20 protein-coding genes and 1 pseudogene are annotated in these 22,889 nt (G+C 71.3%); 10 read left to right on the plus strand and 11 right to left on the minus strand.

What is annotated here, in order from left to right; all coding sequences use genetic code 11:
• Positions 1 to 67: 67 nt before the first annotated feature.
• The 4 genes and pseudogenes from ACE7GA_RS16905 to radC all read right to left on the minus strand — a co-directional run.
• A pseudogene (locus tag ACE7GA_RS16905) lies at positions 68 to 745 on the minus strand (calcium-binding protein); the annotation flags it as partial.
• Between the two features lie 93 nt (positions 746 to 838).
• Positions 839 to 1,114 carry an acylphosphatase gene (locus tag ACE7GA_RS16910; protein ID WP_376088854.1) on the minus strand — a complete coding sequence of 92 codons (276 nt, stop codon included), beginning with the start codon at positions 1,112 to 1,114 and terminating at the stop codon, positions 839 to 841.
• The gene (locus tag ACE7GA_RS16915) at positions 1,111 to 1,836 is read right to left on the minus strand and encodes an ATP12 family chaperone protein (RefSeq protein ID WP_376088857.1); all 726 of its coding nucleotides are present in this window, start codon (positions 1,834 to 1,836) and stop codon (positions 1,111 to 1,113) included. The genes ACE7GA_RS16910 and ACE7GA_RS16915 overlap by 4 nt, the downstream gene beginning before the upstream one ends.
• 91 nt (positions 1,837 to 1,927) lie before the next feature.
• Complete coding sequence (gene radC, locus ACE7GA_RS16920; protein WP_376088860.1) at positions 1,928 to 2,773, minus strand: DNA repair protein RadC; 846 nt, start codon at positions 2,771 to 2,773, stop codon at positions 1,928 to 1,930.
• Between the two features lie 565 nt (positions 2,774 to 3,338).
• Between radC and ACE7GA_RS16925 the strand changes: the two genes are divergently transcribed.
• Genes ACE7GA_RS16925 through ACE7GA_RS16950 form a run of 6 tightly spaced genes read left to right on the plus strand, consistent with a single transcriptional unit; the run spans position 3,339 to position 12,700 of the window.
• A complete protein-coding gene (locus ACE7GA_RS16925) occupies positions 3,339 to 7,193 on the plus strand; it encodes a hydantoinase B/oxoprolinase family protein (protein WP_376088863.1) in 3,855 nt (1,284 codons plus the stop codon).
• A gap of 14 nt (positions 7,194 to 7,207) precedes the next feature.
• Complete coding sequence (locus ACE7GA_RS16930) at positions 7,208 to 8,809, plus strand: ABC transporter substrate-binding protein (RefSeq protein WP_376088866.1); 1,602 nt, start codon at positions 7,208 to 7,210, stop codon at positions 8,807 to 8,809.
• Positions 8,806 to 9,831 (plus strand): ABC transporter permease, encoded by a 1,026-nt coding sequence (locus ACE7GA_RS16935; RefSeq protein WP_376088869.1) that lies wholly within the window; start codon positions 8,806 to 8,808, stop codon positions 9,829 to 9,831. The genes ACE7GA_RS16930 and ACE7GA_RS16935 overlap by 4 nt, the downstream gene beginning before the upstream one ends.
• Positions 9,828 to 10,736 (plus strand): ABC transporter permease, encoded by a 909-nt coding sequence (locus ACE7GA_RS16940; protein ID WP_376088872.1) that lies wholly within the window; start codon positions 9,828 to 9,830, stop codon positions 10,734 to 10,736. The genes ACE7GA_RS16935 and ACE7GA_RS16940 overlap by 4 nt, the downstream gene beginning before the upstream one ends.
• Positions 10,733 to 11,749, plus strand: a complete 1,017-nt coding sequence (locus tag ACE7GA_RS16945) for an ABC transporter ATP-binding protein (RefSeq protein ID WP_376088875.1) — start codon at positions 10,733 to 10,735, stop codon at positions 11,747 to 11,749. The genes ACE7GA_RS16940 and ACE7GA_RS16945 overlap by 4 nt, the downstream gene beginning before the upstream one ends.
• Before the next feature lie 24 nt (positions 11,750 to 11,773).
• A complete protein-coding gene (locus ACE7GA_RS16950) occupies positions 11,774 to 12,700 on the plus strand; it encodes an ABC transporter ATP-binding protein (protein WP_376088878.1) in 927 nt (308 codons plus the stop codon).
• 250 nt (positions 12,701 to 12,950) lie between these two features.
• Here the strand turns inward: ACE7GA_RS16950 and ACE7GA_RS16955 are convergent, their stop codons facing one another.
• From ACE7GA_RS16955 to ACE7GA_RS16980, 6 genes are read right to left on the minus strand one after another with little or no spacing between them, the layout of a single operon-like run.
• Positions 12,951 to 14,225, minus strand: coding sequence for an ABC transporter substrate-binding protein (locus tag ACE7GA_RS16955; protein WP_376088881.1), 1,275 nt, complete (start codon positions 14,223 to 14,225; stop codon positions 12,951 to 12,953).
• Positions 14,226 to 14,238: 13 nt separating this feature from the next.
• A complete protein-coding gene (locus tag ACE7GA_RS16960) occupies positions 14,239 to 15,081 on the minus strand; it encodes a carbohydrate ABC transporter permease (protein ID WP_376088884.1) in 843 nt (280 codons plus the stop codon).
• A gap of 1 nt (position 15,082) precedes the next feature.
• Entirely contained in the window at positions 15,083 to 15,952 is an 870-nt protein-coding gene (locus tag ACE7GA_RS16965) for a carbohydrate ABC transporter permease (RefSeq protein ID WP_376088887.1), read from the minus strand.
• Between the two features lie 8 nt (positions 15,953 to 15,960).
• The gene (locus ACE7GA_RS16970) at positions 15,961 to 16,296 is read right to left on the minus strand and encodes a hypothetical protein (RefSeq protein WP_376088890.1); all 336 of its coding nucleotides are present in this window, start codon (positions 16,294 to 16,296) and stop codon (positions 15,961 to 15,963) included.
• Position 16,297: 1 nt separating this feature from the next.
• Positions 16,298 to 17,191 (minus strand): DUF6772 family protein, encoded by an 894-nt coding sequence (locus ACE7GA_RS16975; protein ID WP_376088893.1) that lies wholly within the window; start codon positions 17,189 to 17,191, stop codon positions 16,298 to 16,300.
• Positions 17,192 to 17,195: 4 nt separating this feature from the next.
• Positions 17,196 to 18,335: a mandelate racemase/muconate lactonizing enzyme family protein gene (locus ACE7GA_RS16980; RefSeq protein ID WP_376088896.1), complete on the minus strand. Its 1,140-nt coding sequence runs from the start codon at positions 18,333 to 18,335 to the stop codon at positions 17,196 to 17,198.
• 78 nt (positions 18,336 to 18,413) lie between these two features.
• Between ACE7GA_RS16980 and ACE7GA_RS16985 the strand changes: the two genes are divergently transcribed.
• Positions 18,414 to 19,175 (plus strand): FadR/GntR family transcriptional regulator, encoded by a 762-nt coding sequence (locus ACE7GA_RS16985; protein ID WP_376088899.1) that lies wholly within the window; start codon positions 18,414 to 18,416, stop codon positions 19,173 to 19,175.
• A complete protein-coding gene (locus tag ACE7GA_RS16990; protein ID WP_376088902.1) occupies positions 19,172 to 20,443 on the plus strand; it encodes an ABC transporter substrate-binding protein in 1,272 nt (423 codons plus the stop codon). Before ACE7GA_RS16985 ends, ACE7GA_RS16990 begins: the two co-directional genes overlap by 4 nt.
• 143 nt (positions 20,444 to 20,586) lie before the next feature.
• On the opposite strand, the gene ACE7GA_RS16995 is transcribed toward ACE7GA_RS16990, so the two are convergent.
• On the minus strand, positions 20,587 to 21,090 hold the full coding sequence (locus tag ACE7GA_RS16995) for a carboxymuconolactone decarboxylase family protein (protein WP_376088905.1): 504 nt from the start codon (positions 21,088 to 21,090) through the stop codon (positions 20,587 to 20,589).
• Positions 21,091 to 21,426: 336 nt separating this feature from the next.
• Between ACE7GA_RS16995 and ACE7GA_RS17000 the strand changes: the two genes are divergently transcribed.
• A complete protein-coding gene (locus tag ACE7GA_RS17000) occupies positions 21,427 to 22,338 on the plus strand; it encodes a hypothetical protein (protein ID WP_376088908.1) in 912 nt (303 codons plus the stop codon).
• Positions 22,328 to 22,858 (plus strand): MOSC domain-containing protein, encoded by a 531-nt coding sequence (locus ACE7GA_RS17005; RefSeq protein ID WP_376088911.1) that lies wholly within the window; start codon positions 22,328 to 22,330, stop codon positions 22,856 to 22,858. The genes ACE7GA_RS17000 and ACE7GA_RS17005 overlap by 11 nt, the downstream gene beginning before the upstream one ends.
• Positions 22,859 to 22,889 lie beyond the last annotated feature (31 nt).

A 22,889-nucleotide genomic window follows, 5' to 3' on the forward strand; every position in this document is an offset into this window, starting at 1 on the left:
TCGTCGCCCGCCCCGCCGTCGAGCGTGTCGGAGCCGTCGCCGGAGAGCCTGTCGTTCCCGTCGCCCCCTCCAGAAGGTCCGCGCCGGTGCCGCCCACGAGGGTGTCGTTCCCCGCACCGCCGGCCAGTCGGTCGTCTCCCGGGCCGCCGTCGAGCGAGTCGGCGCCCTCGCCGCCGAGGAGGGAGTCGCGGCCGCCGAGGCCGCGGAGGGTGTCGTTGCCTCCACCGCCGGAGAGGGTGTCGGCGCGGTCGCCGCCCGCGAGGGACTCCCCTTCGTCGGTGCCGGTGAGGACGAGGCCGAAGCCGGGATCGTAGCCGAGGTTCTCGGTCGTGAGGCTCGACGCGGTGACGCCGGCAAGACGGGCGACGACGTAGGTCACCGGCGCGCTCAGGAAGGGCTGGTGGAAGACAAGCGTGTTGGCCCCTTCCTGCACGAGACGGAACCTCGGCGTTCCCTCGAACGGGTTGCCCGTTGCCCCGGCGAGCAGGGCGGAGAGGTCGAGACGATCGCCAACCGGGCCTGCCGTGAAATCGGTCACGGTGATGGCAGGCGATGCGCCGACATTCGACAGGCGGACCGTGTCGCGGCCGACGCCCGTCGTCACCGTCACGGACCAGGAGGTTACGAGAAGGTCGTCGCCGGCCCCGCCGTCCAGAGTGTCGTCCGGCGAACCGATGAGGGTGTCGGCGCCGTCGAGGCCGTCAATGCTGTCCGGAGAGTCGGAGCCCGGGAGGGAGTCGTTTCCGTTGGTGCCGGTGAAAGAGCCATACTGGCCGGCCTACTTCACGGTCGCGAGAGGCGTCGAGGGAAGTGGGATGACGATGCGAAATCGATACGACTAGCTTGTCGGCCGTCGCACGAAGCCCGGTTCCTCCGGCGGGTCCGTGAAGGATTCGGTGATCCGGTCCACCCGCGCCAGCGGCGGGCCGCGGCGGCAGTCGAGGAGGACTTGGCCCACCGCCGCTTCGTCGCCGGAGAGCAGGGCCTCGACCGAGCCGTCGGTCCGGTTCCGGACCCAGCCCGAGACGCCGGCACGGCGAGCGATGCCGATCAGCCAGTCACGGTAGCCCACGCCCTGGACGCGGCCCTCGATGCGCAGCAGGCGGGCCTTCACGCCGCCCGGCCGTGGGGGACGGCGCGGGAGAGCCGCATCAACCGCTCCGCCAGCGCGACGTCGGCGCCGATCCGCGCGCGGCGCGCCTGCGCCTCGGAATCCGTCCCCCAGAGTTCCTCCTGGAAGGTCTCGTCCAGGCTCGCCAGGGCATGCGCCTCCGCCGCGTCGAGACGCCCATGCGCCATGGCCAGGCCCAGCACGACGCTGCCGAGCGCGGGCACCGCCAGCCCCAGCGCCGAGATCCCGAAGGCGTCCTGCGCCGCCACCGCCGCGCGGATCGCCCGCAGCGAGTCCTCGGGCTGCGCGACATGCCCGATGCCCGTCGTGACGAGCAGCGGGGCGTCCAGGTGCAGCGCCGCCCAGTCCAGCAGCGGCTGCCACCGCTCCGCCTCCAGCGCTGCGAGGCGCCGGTCCTCCGCGCGGTAGCAGAGCAGGTCGGCCTCGCCGTACTTCGCGATGGCCTCGGCGCTCGGCGCGGGGTCCGGCGCGATGCGGTCCACCGCCGTGCCGACGAGGCGCGTCAACGGCACGTCGTCGTAGGTGAACTCCGTGCCCTTCGCACCGCCCGCGGCGTCCCATTCCGCCGCCACCGCATCTGCCACGGCCCGGTGCGGCAGGCGGAGCGACCCGCCGCCCGGCAGCCGCAGCGGCCGCCCGTCCAGGACGATCCCGAACGCATCGCCCTCGGCCGCGACCTCGGCCCGATCCCAGAAACGCTTCATGGCGGACAGGTAGGGTCGCCGGCGCGCGTGATCCAGCCGGGCCGCGGCATCGTCGTGGGCCGCGCCGTCGCGCGTCGCACCGGATGGGCGGCTACATCAGCCCGAGCTGTCGCAGCGAGTTCCAGTCGCCCCGCCCGACGATGACGTGGTCGTGCACCCGGATTTCCAGGAGCGCCGCCGCGTCCTTCACCGCCTTCGTCATCACCACGTCCGCCTCGCTCGGCGTCGGGTCGCCGGAGGGGTGGTTGTGGACCAGGATCAGCGCCGTCGCGTGCAGTTCCAGCGCGCGCTTCACGACCTCCCGCGGATAGACCGGCGTGTGGTTCACGGTGCCGCGGTGCAGGACTTCGTCCGCGATCAGCCGGTTCCGGGGGTCGAGGAAAAGGACCCGAAACTGCTCCGTCCGCTCTTCCGCCAGCGCCGCCGTCAGGTACTCGATCAGCCGGTCCCACCTGGAGAGGATCGGCATCGCCGAGACTTCGGCCCGGATCATCCGCAGCGCCGTGGCGTGCACCAGCTTGATCGCCGCGGCGCCCGGAAGCCCGAGCGCCGGATCGCCCGCCAGGTGGTCCGCCCGCGCCGCCAGCACCGCGGCGAGCGACCCGTGCTGGTTGATGAGGGACTTCGCCAGCGGCTTCGTGTCGCCCATCCGGAAGGCGGCGAAGAGGACCATTTCCAGCAGCTCGTAATCCGCCAGGGCCTCGGCGCCGCGGTGGACCAGTTTCTCCCGCATCCGCTGCCGGTGGCCGTGGGGACCGGTGCTGGCAAAGGGCCGAGTGGCATCCTCGGCATAGGCTTCCGGCGGCGCGAAGGGTCGGTCGGCGAGGGCGGAGCCCCGGAACCCCGCCGCGTCGGCGAAGCCCGGACGCCCGCCTGGGTCGCCTGTCTCCGGATACTCCACCACCCGCCCCCCGTCCTGGAGGCGTCCAGGAATCATGGGGTTGGGTGCTAAAGTCAATTTCTCGTGAACGATTCGGTCCAGGGCGGCGGGATTCCCGCGCGCGGCGTCGCCAGGCGATGGCACCGGAGACGGTGAGCCGGCGCCTGGACAGGGTGATCCGGGACGGCCGGCAGCCCGCCGCGCGCCGAGCAGCCGTGGCGTGAGGAGCCATCGCGCTGGGGACCGGATCTGGGCGCGTGCCAGGCTGACCTTCTGTCGTCCTGACCCGAGGGCACGCTGCACCTCGGTGAAATCCCCTCGCCAAGGGCGGTGCTGGTCGGTGCGGTGCCGGGACCGCGGGTTGATGCGCGCGGGACACGCGGCCTTCGCAACGCGCGGAGCAGTGGCCCCCGCCTCTTCTGCGTGATGCTTCGCGGAAGCGGGAGGCTTCGGCGCCGCGTCACCGTTTCGAGGGAGAGCGCGCGGGAGGATGCGGAGGTGTGGCGCATCAGGCGGCGGGGACGCCGCCGGGCGGTGTGGCCGTTTTTCCCGCAGCGGCACACTCCGGGACGATGATCCCATGCGATGGGCAAGGGTGCGGCCGACCTGCTACGCTCATGTCATGTCTTCCCGCTGGCGCATCGGCTTCGACATCGGTGGCACCTTCACCGACTTCATCCTGACGGACAGCGAGTCCGGCCAAATCCGGCTCCACAAGTGCCTCACGACGCCTGAGGACCCGTCGGTCGGTGCCCTCGAAGGCCTGGCGGAGATCACCTCGGCGGCCGGGATCGCCCTCTCCGACGTGGGGGAAATGGTGCACGGCACCACCCTCGTCACCAACGCGATCATCGAGCGGCGCGGGGCGGCGCTCGGCCTTATCACCACGCGCGGCTTCCGCGACCTGCTGGAGATGGGCACCGAGCAGCGCTACGACATCTACGACCTGTTCCTGCAATTCCCCGCCCCCCTGGTGCCGCGCCGGCGCCGGCTGGAGGTCGCGGAACGAATGGATCGCGACGGCAACGTCGTGACCCCGCTGGATGAGGCGGCGGTCGAGGCCGCGGCGCGCGAACTGGCTGCGGCGGGCGCAGGCGCCATTGCGATCTCCTTCCTGCACGCCTACCGCAATCCCGCGCACGAACGCCGCGCGGCGGAGATCGTGCGGCAGGCCGCGCCGGGCGTCGCAGTCTCCCTCTCCTCCGAAGTCGTGGCGGAGCTCTGGGAATACCAGCGCACCGTGACGACCTGCGCCAATGCCTACGTCCAGCCACTGATGGACCGCTATCTCACGCGTCTGGAGCGCGAGCTGTGGGCCCGCGGCTTCCGCGGTGCGCTGCGCCTGATGCACAGCGCGGGCGGGCTCGTGTCGCCAGCGGCGGCGCGCGCCTTCCCCATCCGCCTGCTGGAATCGGGACCCGCGGGCGGCGGCCTTGCGACCGCGCTTTTCGGCGGCCGGGCGGGCCAGAAGGACGTCATTTCCTTCGACATGGGCGGCACCACCGCCAAGGCCTGCCTCATCGAGGACGGGCGCGCGGAGATCGCCCCGATGATGGAGGCGGCGCGGGTCCACCGCTTCAAGAAGGGCAGCGGCCTGCCGATCAAGGCGCCGGTCATCGACATGATCGAGATCGGCGCCGGGGGCGGCTCCATCGCCGCACTCGATGAGGTCGGGCTCCTCCGCGTCGGCCCGCGCTCCGCCGGCGCCGCGCCGGGACCCGCGTGCTACGGCCGTGGCGGGACGGAGCCGACGGTCACCGACGCCAACGTCGCCATGGGCTGGTACGACCCCGCCGCCTTCCTCGGCGGCCGGATGCCGCTGGACGCGGCGGCAGCGGAACGCGCCCTGGGCAGGGTCGGCGCGAAGCTCGGCCTGACGCCGATCGAGGCGGCCTGGGGCATCGCGAAGGTCGTGACGGAAAGCATGGCCGCCGCCGCCCGCGTGCATCTCGTCGAGAAGGGCAAGGACCCCCGCCGCTACGCCATGGTCGGCTTCGGCGGTGCCGGTCCGGCCTATGCCGCGATGGTCGCCCGCGCCCTGGGCGTCGCCGAGGTCATCATCCCGCCCGCCTCCGGCGCGGCCTCCGCGCTGGGCTTCCTCGTCGCCCCGCTGTCCTTCGAGGCCGTTCGCAGCCTGCCCGTGGTGCTGGCACCCGGCTTCGATGCGGGACTAGTCAACGGGGCCCTCGACGCCCTGGAGGCCGAATGCAGGGCCCGGCTGGCCGAAGCCGGCGTCGCCGCGTCCGACATGCGGGTGGAACGCTCCGCCGACATGCGCCTCGTCGGCCAGGTGCACGAGACCAACGTGCCTCTGCCCGGCGGTGCCATGGGCGAGGACGCTCTGGACGCCATCCGCGCTGCCTTCGAGCAGGTTTACACCCGGCGCTACACCGCGCTGCCGCCAGGGGCCACGATCGAAGCCATTTCCTTCCGCGTCCGCGTCATCGGGCCGGAACCCGCACTGTCCCTCCGCCAGGCCGGCGCGGACGCCACGGGCCCGGCGCGGAAGGGCACGCGCCGCATCTACTTCGACGGTACCTGGAACGAGACGACGGTTTGGGACCGCTATGCCCTCCGTTCCGGAGACCGCATCGCCGGCCCGGCCATCGTCGAGGAGGGGGAGGCGACGACCCTCGTCCCGCCAGGCGACAGCATGTCGGTGGACGACGCCGGGAACCTCCGCATCGCCGTCGCCTCCGCCGCCATCCCCGACGCCGTCATTACCCAGGACATGCCGCTTGAGACCGCCGTCGCGCGGATCGAGGCCGACCCGATCGCGCTGGAGATCATGTGGTCCCGCCTCGTCACCGTCGTGGACGAGATGTGGCTGACCGTCTGCCGCACCGCCTTCTCGCTCATCATCTCCGAAGCGCAGGACTTCGCCTGCGACATCCTGGACCCGGACGGCGAGACGCTCGCCCATTCCCCCCGCGCCATGCCCGTCTTCAACCTGACGGTGCAGCGCGCGGTGAAGGCGCTGCTGGAACGCTTCCCGCCCGACACCCTGAAGCCCGGCGACGTGCTGACGACGAACGACCCCTGGCTCTGCGCCGGGCACCTCTTCGACATCGCCGTGGTGACGCCGGTGTTCCGCGACGGGCGGCTGGTCGGGCTGGTCGCCTGCGTCGGCCACGTCTCCGACATAGGCGGCACGAAGGACAGCCTCCGCGCCCGCGAACTCTACGAGGAAGGCATCCAGATCCCGCCGATGAAGATGGCGCGGGAGGGGCTGCTGAATGAGGACCTCTTCGCCCTGATCCGCGAGAATGTCCGCAACCCCGACCAGGTTCTCGGCGACATCCATTCCTTCATCGCCGCGAACGCGCTGGGAGCGGAGCGGCTGCTCGCCTTCATGCGCGAATACGGCATGCACGACCTGCGCGCGCTGGCCGCAGTCGTGCAGGGCCGCTCCGAGCGTGCCGTGCGCGATGCGATCCGGGCCATCCCCGACGGGACCTACCGCTCCACGATCCAGAACAACCCACTGGGCGAGGTCCTGACCTATCCCGTCGCCATCACCGTCGCCGGCAACTCGATGACGGTGGACTTCGCCGGCGCGCCGCCGCAGCAGCCCCGCGGCGGGCTGAACTCCACGCTGAACTACACCGAAGCCCACGCGACCTATCCGCTTAAGTGCATGCTTTCCCCCGGCGTCCGGGGCAATGCCGGCTGCTACCGCCCCTTCACGGTCAGGGCGCCGGAAGGCTCCATCCTCAACCCGGCCAAGCCGGCCGCGGTGAACCTGCGGACGCGGACCGGGTGGTACATTGCCCCCAACATATTCCGCGCCCTTTCGAAGGCCGCGCCGAACACGGTGCAGTCGGCGACGGGCCTGCCCAAGTCCATCTCGCTCTACGGCCGCGACGCGGCGGGGCGGCTCTACTCCGACCACCTCTTCATGGGCGGCGGCCAGGGCGGATCGGCCCGCGGCGACGGCAAGTCGGGCCTGCTCTGGCCGACCTCCGCCGCGAACACGTCGATCGAGCTCATGGAACAGCGCGTCCCCGTGCTGGTCGAGGAGAAGGCCTACCTGACCGATACCGGCGGCGCCGGCCGCCATCGCGGCGGCCTCGGCCAGCGCGTGCGCCTGCGCAAGCTTTACGATGACGGCCTCCCCACCCTGACGGCGCTCTATCCGGAGGGCGTGGGGATCGAGACGCCCGGCCTCTTCGGCGGCGCCTCCGGCGGCACGGCGCGCGGCCTCGTCCGGAACGCGGGGACCGGTGAGGTCCTGATCGACGTCGGCACGGGCGACCTCGTCACCCTGACCCGTCCCGAGGAGGTCGCGGAAAGCGTGCTCTGCGGCGGCGCCGGCTACGGCGACCCCCTGGCCCGGGACGTGCAAGCCGTCCTGGATGACGTGCGGGACGGCATGATCAGCACAGAGGCCGCATCGCGCGACTACGGCGTGGCGATCGGCCCCGACGGCGCGGCGGAAGAGGATGAGCGGCGCCGCCGCGCTCCGGCAGCCGAATGAAAGGGGAAAGGACGATGACGGACATCCTGATCGGTCGCCGGGCGGCCCTGGCGGGTGGCGCGGCCGCCGCGGCCAGCCTGGTCACGGCACCGGCCGACGCCTTCGAGCGCGACGGGCAGCGGAAGATCCTCGTCTTCTCCGCCGGCCAGGCCGTGCCCGTGCTGGATCCGCATTCGCGCTACGACTTCTCGACGCGCATGATCCAGCAATCCGTCTACGACGCGCTTGCGAAGTACGTGAACAACCCGCCGGAGATCGTCCCCTGGCTCGCCGAGCGCTGGGAATCGAACCCGGAGAAGTCCGTCTGGACCTTCCACCTCGTCGGCAACGCGAAGTTCCACAACGGGGACGCCGTGGACGCCGAGGCCGTCCGCTATTCCTTCGAACGTGGCATCCGCCTGAACAAGGGCGTGGCCTGGATGCTCCGCGAGGTCCTGGACCCCGAGAAGATCGAGGCCGTGGCCCCGCGCACCGTGCGCTTCACCCTCAACCGCCCGATGCCCTCCTTCATCACCTTCGTGCCGCTCTGGTACATCGTGAACCCGAAGCAGGTGCAGGCGAACCTCCAGGCCGACGACTACGGCGAGCGCTGGCTGACGACGAACGCCGCGGGCTCCGGCCCCTTCCGCCTGCGGCGGTTCGAGCCGCAGTCCATCATCCAGATGGACGCCGTCGCCGACTACTGGAAGGGCTGGCCGCAGGGGGAGCGCAACCGCCTCTCTGGCGTCGTATACCGCATCGTCCGTGAGCCCGCGTCCCGCCGCGCCATGATCCAGCGCGGCGAGATCGACATGATGGCGGAAATCCCCGCCGACGACTTCGACCAGCTGAAGTCCGCCCGCGGCATGGCCGCCTACGACTTCCCGGGCATCACGACCTTCGCCATCACGATGAACACGACGAAGGGCCCGACCGCCGACCTGAACGTCCGCCGCGCCATCGCGCACGCGCTGGACTACGACGCGCTGATCCAGATCCACAACGGCGCGGCGACGCTGATGGACAGCCCCTTCCCACCGCCCATCCCCGGTTACGTCAGCGTGCCCGACGTGCCGCGCCGTAACCTCGAAAAGGCCCGTCAGTTCCTCGCGCAGAGCCGCTTCCCGAATGGCGGGTTCGAGCTGGAATACGTCCACGTCCAGGGCCTCGAGGATCCGCGGCGCATTGGCTTGGCGCTGCTGAACTCGCTCCAGCCGCTGAACATCAAGGTCAACGTCACCGCCCAGCCCTGGCCGACGATGGTCGCCCGCGGCGCGAAGCCGGAAACGGCGCCGGACATGGTCTCCGTCTACGTCACGCCGGTCGCGACCGACCCCGACGTGATCGCCAGCAAGTATCACCCGCGCGCCCATTCACAGTACTGGGGCATGCACCACCTGACCGACCAACAGATCGCGGGCTGGGTGGACGCCGCGCGGATCGAGCCGGACGACGCCAAGCGCAGCGAGCTCTACGCCAGCATCCAGCGTCGAGTGGTGGAGCTGCAGCCCGAGATCTTCGGCATGCTCGCCAACCGCCGCTGGATCGCACGGGACTACGTGAAGGGCTACCAGTATTGCCCGCTCCGCCTGACGGGCGAAGTGGACTTCTACCCCATGTGGATCGACGCCGCTTGATCCTCCCCTGGCTCGGCTACGTCGCGCGTCGCGTGGCGCTGACGGGGCTGATGCTCTTCGGCCTCGTCTGCATCACCTTCGTCGTGTCGAACGTCGCGCCCTCCGATCCCGCCGCACTCGCGGCGGGGCCGGACGCGACGCCGGAGATGGTGGACACGGTCCGGCGCGAATACGGGCTGGACAAGCCCCTGCCCGAACAGTTCGTCCGCTACGTGACGGGCATCGTGGTGGGCGATTTCGGCCGCTCCCTCGTCTCCACCCGCACGGTGGCCGAGGACCTGTCGCGCTACTTCCCCGCGACGCTGGAGCTGGTCCTCCTCTCCATGCTGCTCGGCGTCGGCCTCGGCGTGCCGTTCGGGATGCTTTCGGCGGTGATGAAGAACCGTGCCCCGGACCACGCGACGCGCTTCGTGGCCGTCTCCCTCGTCGCCCTCCCCGCCTTCTGGTTCGGGATCCTCCTGCAACTCGCCTTCTCCGTCTGGCTGGAATGGCTCCCGACCTCCGGCCGGCTGGAGGTCTCGACCCTGCCTCCGCCGCCCGTTACCAACCTCCTCCTCCTCGATAGTCTGATCGCGGGCCAATGGGCCACCTTCCGCGACGCGTCGGCCCACGCCGTGCTCCCCGCCCTCGTCCTCTCCTTTCCTTGCCTCGCCTCCATCCTTCGCGTGAACCGCGCCGAGATGATCGAGGTCCTGTCCTCCGACTACATCACCGCGGCACGCGCCCACGGCGTCTCCCCCTGGCGCGTCGTCTGCGTCCACGCCCTGCGCAACGCCATGCTCCCCACCCTCGCCATGATCGGGCTGCGCTGGGGCTGGATGCTCGGCTCCACCGTGCTGGTCGAGACGGTCTTCGATTGGCCGGGCATCGGTCTGTACGCGGTCTCCTCCGCCATCGCCGGCGACTTCAAGCCGGTCATGGGCGTCACGCTGCTCATCGGCCTGAACTTCATGGTCGCCAACCTGATCGTGGACCTGCTCTACGGCGTCCTCGACCCCCGGCTGCGGACGGCGCGGGCGTGAGCGTCACCGCGCTTCCGGCGCGCCCGCCCTTCCGGGAACGCCACGCCGGCACGATCCGGCAACTCCGCTTCTACGCCTGGGCATTCTCCCGCTCGCCCTCCTCGATGCTGGGCCTTGCGCTCGTCCTGCTCTTCCTCTTCCTCGCCGCCTTCGGCCCCTGGATCGTCCCCTACCCGGACGATGCGACCGGCGCGATGAACCTCGGCAACCGCCTCAAGCCGCCCTCCGCCGCCCACCTCTTCGGCACGGATGAGATGGGCAACGACCTCTTCTCCCGCGTCGTCATCGCGACGCGCACCTCGCTCTACGTCGGCCTCACGATCGTCGTCATCGCCGCCGCGATCGGCGTGCCCCTCGGCCTTGCCGCTGGCTATTTCGGAGGGCGAACCCGCAGCGTCATCATGCGGATTACCGACGTCTTCCTCTCCGTCCCCGGCCTCGTCCTGGCACTCGCCATCGTCGCGGCGCTCGGCCCAGGGATCATGAACGGCATCGTCGCCCTCTCCCTCGTCTGGTGGCCCGGCTATGTCCGCCTGGTCGAGGCCAAGGCCCTGTCGCTGCGCAACGAACCCTTCGTGGAAGCCGCGCACTCCGTCGGCGCCTCCCGCGCACGCATCCTCGGCGTGCACATCCTGCCGAACTGCGCCTCGCCGATCATCGTCAAGGCCTCCATGGACATGGGCCTCGCGATCCTGTCGGCCGCGTCCCTTGGCTTCGTCGGCCTCGGCGCGAAGCCGCCCGCACCGGAATGGGGCGCCATGATCTCCGTCGCCCGCACCTACATGCCGAACTGGTGGTGGTACGCGGTTTTCCCGGGCCTTGCGATCTACCTCACCGTCCTCGGCTTCAACCTGTTCGGCGATGGCCTCCGCGACATCCTCGACCCGAAGAGCGGGCGCGGGTGACGACCTCGCCACTACTGGACATTCAGGACCTGCACCTCGCCTTCGACGGCTTCGAAGGGCGTTCGCAGGTCCTGGACGGCGTGAACCTTTCCGTCCAGCCCGGCGAGACCCTCGGCATCGTCGGCGAAACGGGCTGCGGCAAGTCGGTCCTCGCGCGCTCCGTCACCCGCCTCCTCCCCATGCCGCCGGCGCGCATCACAGCCGGCACGGTCCGCTTCGACGGCGCCGACGTCATGGCCATGGACCGCACGGCGCTCGCCCGCCTGCGCGGCACCGGCGTCTCGATGATCTTCCAGGACCCGATGACCTTCCTGAACCCCGTGTTCAGCATCGGGCAGGGAATGGCCGACGTGATCCGCGCGCATGACACCGCCACCGGCCGGCGCGCCCGCCCGCGGTTCCAGGCCCGGCAGCGCGCCGCGGAACTGCTGGCTGCCGTCCGCCTGCCCGATCCCGGTGGCCTGCTGGATCGCTACCCGCACGAACTCTCCGGCGGCCAGCGCCAGCGCGTCCTCATCGCGACCGCCCTCTCCGGCACGCCGCGACTCCTCATCGCCGACGAGCCGACGACGGCGCTGGACGTCACGGTCCAGGCCGGCGTGCTGCGCCTCATCGACGACCTCGTCCGCGCCTCGAACCTGACGCTGCTGCTGATCTCGCACGACCTCGGCGTCATCGGTGCGCTCTGCCGCCGCATCGCCGTCATGTACGCCGGCACGATTGCCGAGGACGGGGACGCCACGCTGATCTTCGCTCGCCCCCGCCACCCCTACACGCTTGGCCTGCTCGCCGCCGTGCCGGACCTCGCCCGGCCGGAGCACCGCGCCCGCCCCATACCCGGCCACATCCCCGACCTCCTGCACCCGCCGCCCGGCTGCCGCTTCCACCCGCGCTGCCCCATGGCCGTCACGCGCTGCGGCGCCGAGAAACCCGTGCTGCGCGAGGTGGACGGCCGCCACGTCGCCTGCCACCGCGCCGAGGAGGTCGCGCCCGAACGCGCGATCGCCGCGTGACCCCGCTGCTGGACGTGCGCGCCCTTGAGCGCCGCTTCGCCCTGCCCGGCGGCCGTGTCCTGCGCGCGGTGGACGGCGTGGACCTCACCCTCTCGGCCGGGAGAGTCCCTCGGCCTCGTCGGCGAGTCCGGCTGCGGCAAGTCCACCGCCGCCCGCCTCGTCCTCCGCCTGCTCGACCCCAGCGGCGGGACCATCGCCTTCGACGGCCAGGACCTGACGCGCGCCGGCGACGCCGACCTGCGACGCCTGCGCCGGGACGCCGCCATCGTCTTCCAGAACCCGCACGCCGCGCTGAACCCGCGCCGCACCGTCTTCCAGTCGGTGTCGGAACCCCTGGTCATCCAGGGCATCGGCGGCGACCTCCGCGCGCGGGTCGCCGCCCTGCTGCACGACGTCGGCCTGCCCGCGAACTTCCTCTGGCGCTACCCGCACGAGCTCTCAGGCGGCCAGAAGCAGCGCGTCTGTATCGGCCGCGCCCTCGCGCTGGAACCGCGCCTTCTCGTCCTCGACGAACCGACGAGCGCGCTGGACGTATCGGTGCAGGCGCAGATCCTGGAACTGCTCCATGACATCCGCGCGCGGCTCGGCCTCGCCTACCTCTTCATCTCCCACAACCTCGCGGTCGTGCGGCAGGTCTGCGACCGCGTCGCCGTCATGTACCTGGGCCGCGTCGTCGAGGAAGGGCGGACCGAGGACATCTTCACGGCGCCGCGCCACCCCTATACCCGCGCCCTCATCACCGCCGCACTGCCACCACGCCCCGGCCGCCTGCCGGATATCACGGTGACCGGGGATCCGCCTGACGCGACGGCCATCCCGCCGGGCTGCCGCTTCGCCCCGCGCTGCCCGGACCGTGTCGTCGTCTGCACGGAGCGTGATCCCGCCCTGATGTCGGTGGGCGGCACGCAAAGGGCGGCCTGCTGGGTCGCCGCGGGCGTGCCGCCCGAATAGCCGGCGGCAGGCGACCGCCCAGCCGCCCTGCCGGCTCTGGCGCCGGGCCGTCACGACCGCCTCGGCCAGCGACGGCGCCTCGTGCATTCCGCCCGGAGCATGCCGACGCGCCGTCCGTCGTCGCATCGCCGTCCTGCCGATCCTGCGGAAGACGGCCGGCGCATGACGGCGCGCCGTTGCGGCCACGCCGCCGACATGCGGCCAGGCCGCGCGCCACGGGCGCGCGGCGCCGTTCAGCCGACGGTCGGCATCACGTCGTCGCGGGCATCAGCGGGCGGACGCGGGCGATCGTGTCGGCCACCGCGGCGTCCGGCGCCTTGCGGCCAAGCACGGCGGACTGGACCTCCTCGACAAAGATGGCTTCGGCGCGGGAAGCTTCGGGGAAGGCGGGGAAGGGGGGGCGGGCGCGGGAGAGGGCACCGGCCTCGAGCGCGGCCACCGCATTCTCCGCGGCGAAGGCAGGGTCGGCGTAGGTGGAGAGGCGGATCGGGCCGTTGCCGTTGCGCGCCGATCCCAGCGTGACCTCCGGCGAGGACATGGCGCGAATGAAGGACCAGGCGAGGCCCTTGTCGCGCGCCGTCTTCGGAATGGCCATTGACCAGAACTCGACCGTCGCGGCCATCCGGGTGCCGGCGGGGGCGGAAGCCGAGACGGGGAACTCCATCACCTGGAGCTTGCCGGGGAAGCGCGAGCCGTCGGGCCGGTTCAATTGCGCGTGGCGGGCGAAGGGCAGGATGGCGAAGGCGGCGCGGCCCTGTTGGAGCCAGGTCACCTGGTCCTCGTTGGTCGTGGTCGCGTAGGTGCGGGGCAGGGCACCGGCTTCGAAGAGGTCGCGGATGACCGCGACGGCGCGGATCATGGCGGCGGGGTCGGGGATGACCTTCATGTCCGGCGTGATGAAGTCGGCGCCGAAGGCCCGGGCGAAGATGACGGGATAGGCGGCAAGGGAGGCCGTCATCACCAGGCCGACCACGGGCGCGCTAGATGCCGGGCGGTAGGTCAGGCGCTTCGCGGCCTCCACGAACTCCTCCAGCGTGCGCGGGGGCTGGACGCCGCGCTCCTCCAGCATCGCGGCGTTGTAGAACAGGCCGTTGGTGGCGTGGCGGACGGGGACGGCGGCGGTGCTGCCGCCGAAGCGCATGGCCTCCCGCAGGCCGGGGGCGATGTCGTCGTAGTTCGCGATGGGCTCGGCCGAGAGGAGCGGGTCGAGCGGCTCCAGCAGGTTCGCGGTGGCCTGGGTGGCGCGGGAGTTGAGGAGGTAGCCGACGCCGAAATCGGTCTGCGGGAGCGACGCTTCCCGCAGCAGGCGGTCCTGGAGGGGGCCGATATCGGCCGTGGTCCAGGCGATCTCCGCGTTATTGGCGCGGCGCCACTCGCCCGTCAGGTCGCCGGCCGCGCCGGTCGTCAGAACGTTCTGGTGGACGCGGTGGGAGAGGATATCGAGTCTTCGAGCCTGCGCGTGCACGGACGGTGCGGCGAGCAGTGCGGCGCCGGTGACGAGCGCGGTGCGGCGTGTGATGGACATGGCGTTTCTCCGTTCATCCCTTTGTCGCGCCGGCGGTCAGGCCGGCGACGAGGTACTTCTGGGTCAGCCAGACGAAGGCGAGCACGGGCAGCAACTGCACCGTCGCCGCGGCGAAGAGGACCCCCCACTCGACGCCGTCGAAGTTGCCGATGACCTCCGCCAGGACGAGCGGCGCAGTCTTGGCGCGGGTCGAGGTGAAGACGAAGGCGAAGAGGAACTCATTCCAGGCGAAGACGGCGATGAAGACGGCGACCGCCATCATGCCCTGCGCCGCGAGGGGCACGACGACCTGGAAGAGGGTGCGCCAGCGGGAGGCGCCATCCACCGCCGCGGCCTCGTCCATCTCCTTCGGGATCTGGTCCATGAAGCCGCGCATGACGTAGGCGCCGAGGGAGACGAAGAAGGTCGCGTAGAGAACCGCGAGGAAGAGGTGCGTGTCCTGGAACCCCAGTGCGTTGACGGCGGGGAAGAGTGGCAGGGTGAGCACGATCGGCGGGATCAGGCGAACGACGATCAGCAGGAAGCCCGAGGCGTTCACCCAGCGCGAGGGAAAGCGGGAATAGCAGTAGCCCGCGAGGAGCGAGGCGAAGACGCCGAGGATCGTCGCGAGGGCCGTGACGATCGCGGAGTTGCCGAGGGCGCGGAAGAAGTCGGGCCAGCGGGCCCAGAGCGCGGTGAAATGCTCCAGCGTCGGCGTGAAGACGAGGGTGGGCGGGACGGCGAAGATCTCGCGCTCCGGCTTCAGGGCGGAGGTGACGATCAAGAGGATGGGGCCGAGCGACCAGGCGAGGATCAGGACGACGGCGACGGCCTTGCCGAGGGCGATCAGGGCGCGGCGGAGGGGGCTGCCGCGCATGTCAGCGATCCTCCCGCTGCGCGCGGGCGAGGCGCCACAGGTACGGAGCCGCGAGCAGCAGCGACGTGACGACCATGAGCCAGCCGGTCGCCGCGGCGCCGCCGAAAGCGTTGTACCGGAAGGCTTCGAGGTAGAGGTACACGGCCACGACCTCCGTCTGCCGCGCGGGGCCGCCGCCGGTCAGCAGCCAGACCTCACTGAACAACCGGAAGGCGAAGATGAGGCGGAACAGCATGGCCAGCAGCATCGCCGGAACCATCAGCGGCAGCGTGACGCGGCGGAAGGTCTGCCAAGCGCTGGCGCCGTCGATGCGCGCGGCCTCGTAGACCTCCCCGGGCAGGGCGAGGCGGGCGGCGTAGAGAATGGTGAAGGTGAAGGGCAGGTGCAGCCACACCGAGAGCAGGGAGACGAGGATGAGGCCGCTGGCGGGCGAGACCGCGTATTCGAGGGAGGGCAAGCCCAGCGCGTTCAGCACGTAGGCGACATGGCCCACGTCGGGGTCGAAGAGAAAGCGCCACATCACGACGGCCGCGACTTCCGACACCGCGTAGGGGGCGAGGACGGCGGCGACGAGCAGGCGCCGGAAGGGCAGGCCGGCGGCGAAGAGGAGCGCCATGCCAAGGCCGAGCAGCAGTTCGCCGTGGACGACGATCAGCACGACGATCGCGGTGTTGAGGAGGGCGCGCCAGAAGTACGGGTCGCCGGCGATGCGCAGGTAGTTGTCCAGCCCCACGAAGCGCGCGCCGGTGCCGAAGGAGGAGGCCTGGAAGGACAGCCACACCAGGTAGGTGGCCGGCAGGACGATGATCGCGAGGATCAGGCCCTGCGCCGGAGCCAGCAGCGCGAGGCGGGTGAGGAGGCTCTCGCGCACCGCGTTCCTCAGGCCTTCAGGCTGAAGGTCAGCAGCGGCTTCACGGTGACGCCGGGCGGCAGCGTCGCGGTGACGCGAAGCCAGGCGCCGAAGTGGCGGAGGCGGGCATAGACCTGTTCGCCCTCGCGCGGGACCGGGAGCGTCGTACCTTCGTCCGACCAGCGCAGGCCGTCGGGGGAGAGCTGGACGCGGAGGGTGGCGCCGGCGGCATCGCCTTCGACGCCCAGGGTGCGGAACCACAGGATGGCCTCGCTGGCCCAACCCACTTCGTAGGGCTCGGACGCGACTTCGCCGCTCCAGGGCTCGTTCCGCGCGACGACCAGGTTCTGGCTTTCCCGCAGCATGTCAGAACTCCCCGGACAGGCAGACGCCGTCGAGGTAGGCCATGGCGCGCTTGTCCACGTCGGTCTCGACGAAGAAGAACAGGTTCAGCATGCACCATAGGTTCCGCATGGCGGGGATGCGGATGGACTTGTAGGCCGACACGTCGAAGATCCGATCGTTGCACTGGAAGTGCAGCGCCTTCATCGCGTCGAGGTCGTAGTCGAAGCGGACGTAGTGCCAATTCACCTTCGTCGGGATCTCGTTGTAGCAGAGCTTCTGGTGACCGCCCGGCAGGTCCAGCCACCCTTCATGGGCGAGGTGGACGTGGGTGACGGTCTTGCCCTCGTTGCCAATGGCCTTGAAGGGCGTCGTCTCCGCCTTGTACTGCCACTTCTGGACGTGCTCGCCGTCCAGCGCGTTGAGGAAGCGCCAGTGGGGCATGACGCGGTCGTCGCGCCCGTTCTCCGCGCCGTCGGCATCGCCGCCCTGGAGGTCGTAGCCGAAGCCGAAGGAGCGGACATCGGTTTCGGACAGGCGCAGGTCCGAGGCCTCGGGCTTGAAGGTGACGTAGAATTCCAGCCGGATGGGACCGCGCTTGCGGAAGGTCAGGCGCTTGATCGTGACGTTGCGCGCGCCGCGCTTTGCCCGGCTGGCGATCTTGAGGGAATAGGTTCCGTCGATCGCGTTGTGCGACCCGCAATCGTGCCCGATGGCCGTCGAGAGCATGTGCGCCGAATGCTGCGCGTATTCGGGGTGCATCGAATCCAGCGTATGCTCGTAGTTGCCGACGAGCTGCGTGTAGCCGCAGAAGCCGCGGTCGAAGTCGTCGAGGCAGATGATCCGCGGCATCGGTTCGTAGCGGGAGAGCCGGGGATCGGCCATTTGCGCGGCGCGGCGCAAGGTATCGGCGTCCACTCGATCAGTCCTCCGTGATGGCGAAGCGCGACAGTGCTTCGGGGTGCAGGACGACGCCGAGCCCGGGGGCGGCGGGAACCGCGAGGCGGCCGGTGGTGGCATCGAGCCCGCCGACATCGCCGGCGACGGGCGTCGTCAGCGCCTGGCGCAGCGGGTTGTCGAAGACCATGCATTCGAAGGTGCGGAAGGATTCCGCCGCGGCGGCGAGGTGGAGCGAGGCGGCGGAGCAGACGCCGCCGGACCAGCCGACATGCGGGGCATAGGCGACGCCGTGCAACGCCGCGTGTTCGGCGATGCGCCAGGTCTCCGTGATGCCGCCGGATCGCGCGACGTCCGGCTGGATCATGCCGAGGACGTGGTCGCGGACGAGCGCGGCTGAATCGCCTGCGGTGAAATCGGATTCGCCCGCGGCGAGGCGGATCGGCAGGTGCTGCGACAGGCGGCGGTAGCCCGCGTGGTCGCCGGGCGGGACCGGTTCCTCGAAGAAGTCGTAGCCGGTATCGCAGAGGGCGCGGCCGACGGTCAGCGCCTCGTCCGCGTCGTAGGCCCAGTTGGCGTCCACGCCGAGGCGGAGGTCGTCGCCGACGAGGCGCCGGACCTGCCGCACGCGGGCGACGGCGTCGCGCACCGGGGTGCCCAGTTTCACCTTGATCTGGCGGAAGCCTTTCGCGACCGCCGACGCGACCTCCGCCTCCACCCGCGCGTCATCGGACCAGTTGATGGAGGACGCGTAGGCATCCACCGACATACGCCCCATGCCGCCGAGGAGGCGCCAGATCGGTTCGCCCGCCGCCTGGCCCGCAAGGTCCCAGAGAGCGATGTCCACGCCGGCGACGCATTCGATCAGCATCCCGCCAGTGCGTCCCGTAAGCACGCCCCGCATGGCGCGCCACAGGGCGCGGCGGTCACCCGCCGACCGGCCGACCAGGACGGGGGCGAGGGCGGCGTTGATGAAGCGCGCGTAGCCGACCGCTCCGCGCCGGCCGAGGCATTCCCCGATCCCGGTCAGGCCGGATTCCGTCCTGATCTCGACGATGACGATCTCGATCGCGGGCCAGTCGCCCTGGCTCGTGCGCTGGGCGGTGGGGAGGCTCGCGCGAAGGGGGTGGGCGCGGACCTCCCGGATACGCAGCGCGTCGGACATCGCGGTCCCCCTTGTCAGGAAACCTATCGGAGGAGTTGCTGAGTTGCAAGGTGGGTCCGTGCCGCCTAGGGTCCCACCATGTCCGACGTCGTGCTGTTCCCGGACGATGCGGTGGTCCCCATCCGCCTGGCGGACGGGGTCGTCACGGCGCTGTCCCGCGCCATCCTGGAAGGGCGGTTGCGGCCCGGTGACCCGTTGCCGGCGGAGTCACGGCTGGCGGAGCGTTTCGGCGTTTCCAAGCAGGTCGTGCGGGAGGCGGTGCGGCAACTGGCTGCGCTCGGCGCCTTGCAGGTCGGGCAAGGCAAGTCCACGCGCGTCGCGGCGACGGCGGATGTCGGGCCGCTCGCGCGCTACTGGCAGTTCGCGGCGGCGGGCTCGCGGGCGGGCCTGGCGCAGGCGGTTGAACTGCGGCGCGTGGTGGAACCTGGCGTCGCGCGCCTCGCTGCCGAACGCGCGGACGGGGAGGGGATCGCGGGAATGCGCGCCATCCTCGCGCGCATGGAGGCGGCGATGGGCGACGTGCCCCGCTGGATTCCCGCCGACCTCGACTTCCACGACCACCTGGGGCGCATGACCGGCAACGCGCTGGTCCACCTTCAGGTGCAGGGACTGCGTCCCGTCGTGCAGGAACTGCTGCGACGCTTCAACGACCGGGGCACGCGGACGGAGCCGGACTGGCGCGCGACGCTCGCGCGGCACGTCGCGGTCCTGGACGCCATCGTCGCACGCGATCCCGCGCGGGCCGAGCGCGCGATGCTCGCGCATTTCGAGGCGGCGGAGACCGCCATCACCGAGATCTTCGGCGGCGCGACGCCGCCCCAACGGGAGGAAGAACCATGACCGCGATCACCCGCCGCGGCGCCATCGGGCTCGGTGCGGCAGTCCTGGCCGCGCCGCGCGGGGTGCTTGCACAGGATGCGCCGCTCTCCGTCCTGTCGCACCGGGTGCACCAGACCGTGGCGACGGGCGCCGGCGGCGACGCGACGGCCGGCTTCGTGCGCGCGACCGGCGCGGGGGTGACCTGGACGACCTTCGACACGGGCCCGCTCTGGGACCGTCTGCAACGCGAGGCGTCGCTCGATGCGACGAGCGTGGACGTGGCCTTCATCCTGAACACGCAGATGACGCCCCGCGCCGCGAACCTGTTCGAGCCGCTGGACCCCTACATGGCGCGGGACCCGATCGAGGCGCCGGACGACCTCTTCCCCGGCCTCGTCAGCGGGCTGAAGGTGGCTGGTGCGCAGGTGGCGATGCCCGTGCGGCACGCGTCCTCGGGCATGCACTACAACGCCGCGATCCTGGAGGAACGGGGCGTGCAGCCACCGCGAACCATGGAAGACCTCGTCGAGGTCGCGAAGCGCTGCACCTATCGGCGGGAGAACACGCCGGTCGTCGGGCTGGTGATCCCAGGGGTCACCTATCCCAACGTCATCGACATCGCCCGCGCCTGGGACGGTGACTTCATCACGCCGGATTACCGCTGCGTCGCGGACCAGCCGGGGATGCTGAACGCCATCCGCCTGCTGCGCGACCTGTTCCAGGCCGGCGCCTTCCCGCGCAACTTCACCGCGATCTCGACGGAAGACGTGAACACCTGGATGCAGCAGGGCCGCGCGGCCATCGCGCTGAATTCGATGAGTCGCAACCGGATCTACAACGACCCCCAGCGCTCGCGATTCCCCGACCGGTTCCAGACGGTTGCAGTCCCCGCCTCCCGCACCATCCAGGACCGTTATCCCGTGGCGCCCGCGAAGGTCGAGTTCTGGGGCATGGCGATCCCGCGCAATGCGCGACGGAAGGACCTGTCCTGGGCTTTCATCAAGGCTCTGTCGTCGAAGGACGCGACGCTGACGATGGCGCGCGGCGGCAACGGCCCGGTGCGTCCCAGCACCTACGACGACCCCTCCTTCAAGGCGAGCATCCCCTACGCGGAGGAGGAGCGGCGCGTGCTGCAGGTCGCGCGCGTGCCGCTGCCCGCCTTCGACGAGGCGGCGCGCGCGGCCGACCTGTTCAAGGAGGAGGCGGAGGCCGCCGTGCTCGGCATGAAGACGCCGGAAGCGGCGATGGCCAGCCTCGTCCAGCGCGTCACGCCGCTGCTGCCGCGATAGCCACCGCCGCCGCCGGTCGTTCTCGCCCGGGATCGGGCACCCGGAGTTCGGCCCGGGCAATGAGGTCCCCGTGGAGGACGGTCGGATTGGGCAGGCCGGGATGCGCCTCCCATGGCCTGATGCGGCCGGCCGGCGGGTTCCGCCTACCCCGCCCGCTCCCCACCCACGAGGAACCCCGGATCCACGGGGATCTGCAGGGCGTTGGCGAGCGCGTTCGTCTGCGACGCCATGGCGACCACGGCCAGGAGGTCCGCGTGCTGCCCCGCCGTCATGCCCTTCGCGCGGGCCGCCGCCGTATGGGAGTGGATGCAGTAGCTGCACCCGTTGGCGATGGACACGGCGACGTAGACGAGCTCCTTCGTCAGCGGATCGAGCCCGCCCTCCCGGGCCGACATGACCTCCTTCAGCGCGGCCCAGCTGCGTTCGAGCAGGGCGGGCTGGTTGGCCAGGCCACGCCAGAAGTTGTTCACGAAGGGCGATCCGCGCGTCGCACGGATGTCGTCGAAGACGGCCCGGACGCGCGGATCGCGCTCGACCTCGGCATCGGTCCAAAGCGGCACGGTGGTCATGAGCAGGGCTCCCCGGCGCGGCGTCCCGATGATGCCCGCGGCGGGCGGCACGCTGCGGTCGGGTCGGCCTGCCAGCACCGCATGGAGGTACCCGGGCTCGGCGCCGGTCTTGTCAGAGCAGCACGTTCGCCAGGGCCGCCCAGAGCGCCGCGCTCGTGACAACGATGAAGGTCATGGCCTGCCCGGGCGGCAGGCGATTCGGGTGGCGATCCCACGCGACGTCAAGGTTCATACCGACCCGACCTCCCCCCCCCGCGCTCACCGGCGCGCGATTACGGGATTACAGGTCGCAGAGTCGTGACTGCAAGCGAATTGACATCCCGCCCGCGGAACGAGGCGCCCCCGTGGGACGCCCGCAGGTGCCAAACCCTGCGACCGCGAGACCGTTCTGCCCCGGCCGTTCGGGAGGTGTGAATGAGGTTGGCCGACGTCGCGACGGGCCGACACGACGACTCGATCCCGCTGCCGCTCCTCGTCCAGGATCGAACCCTCGTCCGTGACGTCCAGGAACGACTCACCTTCGCCGGCCTGCTCGACCCAGGCGCCGACGGCTTCCTCGGACCGGTCGGCGGCTGGGCCCTGGCCCGCTACGCCGCGCGGCTCGGGGAGGACCTGAACGCCGGTATCACCCGCCGCACCGCCGAGACCCTGCTTCTTGCCGATACCGGCGGCCTCCTCCCGCTCGCCGCCGGCGACGACCTGCCGGGCCTGGTCGTCCGCGCCATGCTCCGCCGCGGCGATTTCGTCGCCCGCCACCCCGATTGCCTCACCATCGCCTACGTCGAGGGCATGTCGCCCGACGGCACGCCGCAGGACCCGCGCCCCGACGCCTTCTCCGATGCACGACTGCTCATCGCCATCGAGGATGGCCGCCCCATCCTCCGCGGCGCCTGGCAGGCCACCACGGCGCCGGGCCGCCGCTTCGTGGAGGAGCCGATCGATGCCCGTGGCGCCCTCCGCATCGTCCCCGGCCAGCACAAGGCCTGGGTCGTCGGCATGAACGCCGCCGGCCGCCCCGGCGAGCATCAGGCCCTGGTCCAGGTAGAGGACATCCCCGTCACCCGCGACGCCGACCGGAACTTCCGGCGCGACGGCGACCCACCGGCACGTGGCCGCTTCGACATGCATCAGCACGGCGGGGAGGACGCGCCGGCCGAAGCGGTGGGCGAGGCCGGCGCAGGATGCCTCGTCGGCCGCACCATGACGGGGCATCGTGCCTTCATGGCCCTCGTCGAGACCGATGCCCGCTACCGCGCCTCCCGCGCCTACGTCTTCCTGACCGCGATCCTCGCGGCGGAGGAGGTGCTGCACCCCGATGCAGCCTGACCTCTTCGGCGCCCGCCGCGGTCCCCCGCCCGACTCCCTCCTCGGGCGGCTGCTCGGCGGGCCGATGGGGGAGGGCACGGTGGTCTGGATCGGCCTCCGCCCCGCCCGTCGCGCCCTGGTCCTCCCGGTCACGGAAGCCGTCGCCGAACCCGGGCGCGGACTGCGCGGCGACCGCTACGCGCGGGCCGACGGCGCCCGCCAGGTCACCCTGATCGCGGAGGAGCACCTGGCCGCGATCGGCTCCTTCCTCGGCCGCGCGCCCGTCGAGGCCGGGTGCCTGCGCCGCAACATCGTCGTGCGCGGGATCAACCTCCTCGCCCTGAAGGACCGCCGCTTCCGCATCGGCGAGGCCGCCCTCGAATGGTCCGGCGAGTGCCACCCGTGTTCCCGCATGGAGGAGGAGTTGGGCCGCGGCGGCTACAACGCGGTGCGGCGCCATGGCGGCATCACCGCCCGCGTCGTCGGGGGCGGACGCATCCGCCTCGGCGACGGCCTCGCGCGCCTCGACGATCCGGCCTGACACGGCGGCTCACTGAAACGGCGGGTCACTG

This window comes from Roseomonas sp. CCTCC AB2023176, from assembly GCF_042259275.1.
Taxonomy (GTDB): Bacteria; Pseudomonadota; Alphaproteobacteria; order Acetobacterales; family Acetobacteraceae; genus Roseomonas.

Coding starts and splice junctions, on each gene's coding strand:
- ACE7GA_RS16955 (WP_376088881.1), bottom strand. CDS start 14,225: ATGTCCATCACACGCCGCACCGCGCTCGTCACCGGCGCCGCACTGCTC.
- ACE7GA_RS16925 (WP_376088863.1), top strand. CDS start 3,339: ATGTCTTCCCGCTGGCGCATCGGCTTCGACATCGGTGGCACCTTCACC.
- ACE7GA_RS16980 (WP_376088896.1), bottom strand. CDS start 18,335: ATGTCCGACGCGCTGCGTATCCGGGAGGTCCGCGCCCACCCCCTTCGC.
- ACE7GA_RS16930 (WP_376088866.1), top strand. CDS start 7,208: ATGACGGACATCCTGATCGGTCGCCGGGCGGCCCTGGCGGGTGGCGCG.
- ACE7GA_RS16960 (WP_376088884.1), bottom strand. CDS start 15,081: ATGCGCGGCAGCCCCCTCCGCCGCGCCCTGATCGCCCTCGGCAAGGCC.
- ACE7GA_RS17005 (WP_376088911.1), top strand. CDS start 22,328: ATGCAGCCTGACCTCTTCGGCGCCCGCCGCGGTCCCCCGCCCGACTCC.
- radC (WP_376088860.1), bottom strand. CDS start 2,773: ATGATTCCTGGACGCCTCCAGGACGGGGGGCGGGTGGTGGAGTATCCG.
- ACE7GA_RS16970 (WP_376088890.1), bottom strand. CDS start 16,296: ATGCTGCGGGAAAGCCAGAACCTGGTCGTCGCGCGGAACGAGCCCTGG.
- ACE7GA_RS16990 (WP_376088902.1), top strand. CDS start 19,172: ATGACCGCGATCACCCGCCGCGGCGCCATCGGGCTCGGTGCGGCAGTC.
- ACE7GA_RS16915 (WP_376088857.1), bottom strand. CDS start 1,836: ATGAAGCGTTTCTGGGATCGGGCCGAGGTCGCGGCCGAGGGCGATGCG.
- ACE7GA_RS17000 (WP_376088908.1), top strand. CDS start 21,427: ATGAGGTTGGCCGACGTCGCGACGGGCCGACACGACGACTCGATCCCG.
- ACE7GA_RS16985 (WP_376088899.1), top strand. CDS start 18,414: ATGTCCGACGTCGTGCTGTTCCCGGACGATGCGGTGGTCCCCATCCGC.